5 protein-coding genes and 1 pseudogene are annotated in these 4,495 nt (G+C 58.9%); 1 reads left to right on the top strand and 5 read right to left on the bottom strand.

All coding sequences use genetic code 11. The annotated features are described in order from the left end of the window. Positions 1-60: 60 nt before the first annotated feature. A complete protein-coding gene (iscX, locus tag ACH2EH_RS12210; RefSeq protein ID WP_395142032.1) occupies positions 61-270 on the top strand; it encodes a Fe-S cluster assembly protein IscX in 210 nt (69 codons plus the stop codon). Between the two features lie 19 nt (positions 271-289). On the opposite strand, the gene ACH2EH_RS12215 is transcribed toward iscX, so the two are convergent. The 5 genes and pseudogenes from ACH2EH_RS12215 to ACH2EH_RS12235 form a co-directional block, all read right to left on the bottom strand. Next, positions 290-1,297, bottom strand: coding sequence for a Clp1/GlmU family protein (locus ACH2EH_RS12215; RefSeq protein WP_395142034.1), 1,008 nt, complete (start codon positions 1,295-1,297; stop codon positions 290-292). A gap of 6 nt (positions 1,298-1,303) precedes the next feature. Further along, positions 1,304-1,873 carry a peptide-methionine (S)-S-oxide reductase MsrA gene (msrA, locus tag ACH2EH_RS12220; RefSeq protein WP_395142036.1) on the bottom strand — a complete coding sequence of 190 codons (570 nt, stop codon included), beginning with the start codon at positions 1,871-1,873 and terminating at the stop codon, positions 1,304-1,306. A 99-nt stretch (positions 1,874-1,972) separates the two neighbouring features. Continuing rightward, on the bottom strand, positions 1,973-3,160 hold the full coding sequence (locus tag ACH2EH_RS12225) for an ABC transporter permease (RefSeq protein WP_395142038.1): 1,188 nt from the start codon (positions 3,158-3,160) through the stop codon (positions 1,973-1,975). Further along, the gene (locus tag ACH2EH_RS12230; RefSeq protein WP_395142040.1) at positions 3,160-3,927 is read right to left on the bottom strand and encodes an ATP-binding cassette domain-containing protein; all 768 of its coding nucleotides are present in this window, start codon (positions 3,925-3,927) and stop codon (positions 3,160-3,162) included. Before ACH2EH_RS12230 ends, ACH2EH_RS12225 begins: the two co-directional genes overlap by 1 nt. Next, positions 3,927-4,495, bottom strand: a pseudogene (locus tag ACH2EH_RS12235) (hypothetical protein); the annotation flags it as partial. The gene ACH2EH_RS12230 and the pseudogene ACH2EH_RS12235, both read right to left, overlap by 1 nt.

Consider the following 4,495-nt stretch of genomic DNA (forward strand, 5'->3'; position numbering starts at 1 on the left):
GGGCAGAAAGGTCACGAGGCGATTGTACCTGAGAGCAGAGCATCGGGTACACTTCCAAGTATGAAACTGGCCTGGACAGATGCCGAGGATATCGGTATCGAGCTCTACGACAACAACCCGGACACGGACCCGCTGACCGTGCGCTTCACGGATCTACACAAGCTCGTCACAGCGCTCCCAGACTTCGCCGACGACCCGCTGGCCTCAAACGAAGCTAAGCTAGAGGCAATCCAGATGGCCTGGTACGAGGAGTATAAAGATAACCAGTAGCTTAATCCCAGGGGTGATTTTACACCTCGCCAGGCTTGAGTTCCCCCAGAAACTGCCCGTTGGCTGCGACACGAAAACGTCCGAAGGTAAGCAATGTGAGGCGATCTACGGAAACAGCCGTGGAGAGCTTCAGGCGCTGGGTTTCGGGGTCGAAGCCGAGAAAGCGGCCAATACCCAGGAAGCGCCTGGTCTCGTCGTGGAGGCCCAGGTAGGTTCCCTCCAGCGTGGTCAGCGAGAGCGCCCGCACCCGCGCCACGCCAAAGTGATCCAGGACGGGCCCCACCAGCGATTCCCAGCCGGACCGCAACGTCTCCACCACAAAGAGCGTCAGGGTGGACTCCGAAATCTCTCCGTAGACCGCACTCAGGTGAAGCGCTGTGCCTGCCCAGCGTGCTAGGTGAGGGGCGATAGGCGTGCCCGTTCCCAGGATAGTGCCCAGTGTGGTGAGCTCCTCCAAAGAGACCTGGTGCTCGGTGGCATCTTCCAGAGCCCGGGCAAGACGAGTCAGGCGACGGGTAGCGCGCACACTGGGGGACTTACGCAGCACGGCATCGGCGACGGGCAGGGGGGTCAGCTCCGCGCCACTGAGTGTGGCGAGCATCGCAGGCAGGCTCCCCAGCTCGCCCTCGCGCTCCAGAACTAAGATTCGGCTCGGAGGTATTGCCTGCACCAGCGCGGCCAGGAAACGACGTGCGCCCGGCCCTTGCACGTAGCCTGGCGTGTCCACAAAGAGTAGGCCCACCCCCGCACTCTCCGCTTGTCGCACCACTTCGAGAAGCGCAACGACTTGCTCCAAGGCCGCACTCGCCGGGCTTAGAGCCCCGACAAAGCGTGTCCCTCCGCGCTGTGGGCCTTCAGGGGTCATCCACGCCCAGCTCACGGTCCCTGGCGGCCCCAGCTCAGACTGGCCCGTGTCCGCATCAACGAGCACCACTTTGTGGGTTCGGGCCGCCTCACGTGCGAGCTGATGCGCTGTGTAGGTCTTCCCTCGATCACTCGCCCCCAGAATCAGAATCCGCTCAGCCACGTGCTCTTATTTTTTAAGCCGATCCGCGTATTTTTTACGGAACTCCGCGACATGGGGCTCGATCACATACTGGCAATACCCCGCGTTCATCTTCATCTTCTTGAAATAGTCCGCCTTGGTGAAGTTTTGGAAGTAGTTCTGGTGGTACTCCTCAGCCTTGTAGAAAACCGTCAGTGGTTCCAGACTGGTGACCAGCCTATTTCGCCAGATCTTGGCCTTGGTAACCTCCGCCATCACTTCCCGCGCTAGAATTTTCTCAGTCGGACTCTTAAAAAAGATTGCAGACCGGTACTGCGTGCCGTGATCCTGACCCTGCTGGTTGAGTGTGGTGGGGTCGTGGACGGTGAAAAAGATCCGTAGAATATCACGTGACGAGATCACTTTGGGGTCATAGGTGAGCTTGACCGCCTCGGCGTGACCTGTCTGCCCCGTAAGAACTTGCTCATAGGTAGGATTAATTCCGCGTCCACCACAGTAGCCAGACTCCGCCTTTACCACGCCCTTCAGCTCATTGTAGACGGCCTCAACACACCAAAAACAGCCACCTGCCACAATCATTGTCTCTTCTGCTTTCATCTCATCTTCCTCACTTAGTTGCTCTTCCATAGTGCTTCTAAATACATTCGATGGGCCCAGAAAGTTCCGTGTTCACTCCCGTCGATTGAAGCGGCGGGACTAAAACCGTGCGAGAACATTCTCACGCTTGAAGAGGCTGGCAGCGAAAGCAACCGCGATACCAGCGTAGACCACGGAGGTTCCGCAGGCAAGCGCCACAAAAGTCGGGTTGAGCATTCCCTGAAGCGCCTGTTTGAGCACCAGTCCCGAGTTTGTGATGGGCACGAGCGACCAGTAGAGCGCGGCATCGGCGCGCACGAGCATGGAGAGCATCGCTCCCACGCTTCCCACCAGAATAATTGGCCCCACCATGGTCTGCATCTCTTTTTGGTTACGCGCCATTGTGGAGATCGCCAGCAAGACCCCAGAGCCCAGAACCGCCAAGGGGAGCTGCACCAGCAAAATCGCCGCAAAGGCCGCCGGTCCCAGGCTCAGGCCATCCTGAGTCATCCAGTGGAAAAACGGCAGCTTGATATAGAACGGCCAGAAGAGCCCCACTACCGAGAGCAAGCTACTCACCAGCGCTGTGGCCGTCACGGTGCAGAACTTACCTAACGCAATATCACGGCGCGAAAGAGGTGCCACGAGAAGTGTCTCTAGTGTCCCCCGCTCTTTCTCCCCCGCCACGGAGTCGGTCGCGGCCATCAGGCCCCCCATGATTGCGGAGAGCGCCAGAATGTAGGGAAGAAATGTCGCGAGAAGCTGCATCCCACTGCCGCCACTGCCTTTGAGCTTCTTATCGCCCACGAGAAATGGCTTGACCAGCTGCTTAGAAAGCCCCGCGTCCTGGAGGCGCCGTGCAGCGAGAAGATCGCCACGCTCGGTAAGGAGCTCTTTAACGCGTTTTGCTGCCTGCTGGGAAGCCTCGTTGCCCGCATCTTGAACCACAGGAAGAGAGAGCGAGTCCCCGTTGGCAAGGCGCTCATCGGCATCGTCGGGGAGGATCAGTGCGGCTTTGTGACTTCGATCACGCACTTTGGCCTCCGCCGCCTCAACACTTGCCACGGGCTCCAGAATGATCTTGCTTGCGCCCTTGAGCTCCTCCATCAGTTGCGGCGCACGTTGCATCCCAACCACCCCCACTTTGATGGTCTCACTACGGCCCTCTTTTGCCTGCTTCTGCGCCATGGTGCCCACGAGTGCCAGAATGAGCGGCGTGATGAGCAGCGGGCTAGCAATCACATTAAAACGCGTTCGGGAGTCGGAGAAGATCTCCTTGAACTCTTTCTTAAAAACAACACGCCACATTAGTGCCCCCTATCCCCCGCCGGGCGGGGGGAGTCCTCGAACCCGATCAGCCGCAGAAAGACGGTCTCGAAAAACTCCGCACCCGCTCGCTCCCGTAGCTCGGCGAGCGTGCCGATTGCCGCCACTTTACCGTCGTAGATAATGGCAATTCGGTCACAGAGCGCTTCGACCTCACTCATAATATGCGTCGAAAAAACCACACACTTGCCTTGCTCTTTGCAGCGCCGGATGTAGCGCACCACGGTTCGCGCCGCCATCAGATCCAGCCCACTGGTCGGCTCGTCGAAGAAGACCACCGGCGGGTCGTGCAGCACCGAGCGTGCGATGGAGACGCGCTGTTTCTGGCCCGTGGAGAGCTTGTCGCAGCGGCCATCCAGAAAATCCGCCATGTCCAGCTCAGCGCTCAGCTCCCGGATGCGCGCGTCAATCTTCTCGGGCGCCATGCCATAGAGCGCCCCAAAGTAGCGCAGGGTGTCGCGCCCCGTGAGGCGCTCATAGAGCCCCGCCGAGCCCGTCAGATAGCCAATCTTGGCGCGCACTTTCTCGGGTTCTCGGACAATATCATAGCCCCCGACCGTTGCCGTGCCTGAGGTGGGCGTCAGAATGGTGGCGAGCATTCGCAGCAGTGTGGTCTTTCCTGCGCCATTGGGTCCGAGCACCCCGAAGATCTCGCCGGACTGCGCGTCTAGCGAGACTTCCTGAACCGCATGCACCTCACCGCGTTTCTTGTCGGTGAAGGTCTTGCACAAACGTTGAACCTGGATCATTATTCTTTTGGCTTTACAAAACTCGCATCGTCCACCGTCGTATTGACCTTGAGCTCGGTGAACTGGATAATCACCTCGGCTTGCCCAACGAGCTGCCGGGTTTTGAAGGGAATCTTGACTCCATTCACCGTTCGGTAATCGGAGAGATACGACTCCACCGAAATCTTGCCCTGAGGGCTCGCGACAACCTGATCACTGCGAACTTGGAGCCCCGTCTTGACATCAAAATACTGGGTCTCCGGGTTGCCTGACTTGGGCGTGAGCTTCACTTTATAGGCGGATGCTCCATTGACCTTCACCGTTCCCGACAAGACCGCGCTGGCGTAGACACCCTTCCATTGTGCCGGGCGCAGCGAGAGCGATGACTGCGCCTTGAGTGCGGCAAGCTCCGCACCACTCAGGACGCGCAGACCGGAGAACGGGTCTTTTGACCAGCCGATCGCCCCATCAAAGCCACTGCTAGACTCTCCCACTCCCTTAATATTCTGCTTCATCGCGAACTGGTTCGGCGCTTTTGCAAACACTTCCACCGTTCCGGTGATGCTCTGTGCCGGGATCGAGATTGTCC

Source organism: Armatimonas sp., from assembly GCF_043760365.1.
In the GTDB taxonomy this organism is placed as follows: Bacteria; Armatimonadota; Armatimonadia; order Armatimonadales; family Armatimonadaceae; genus Armatimonas.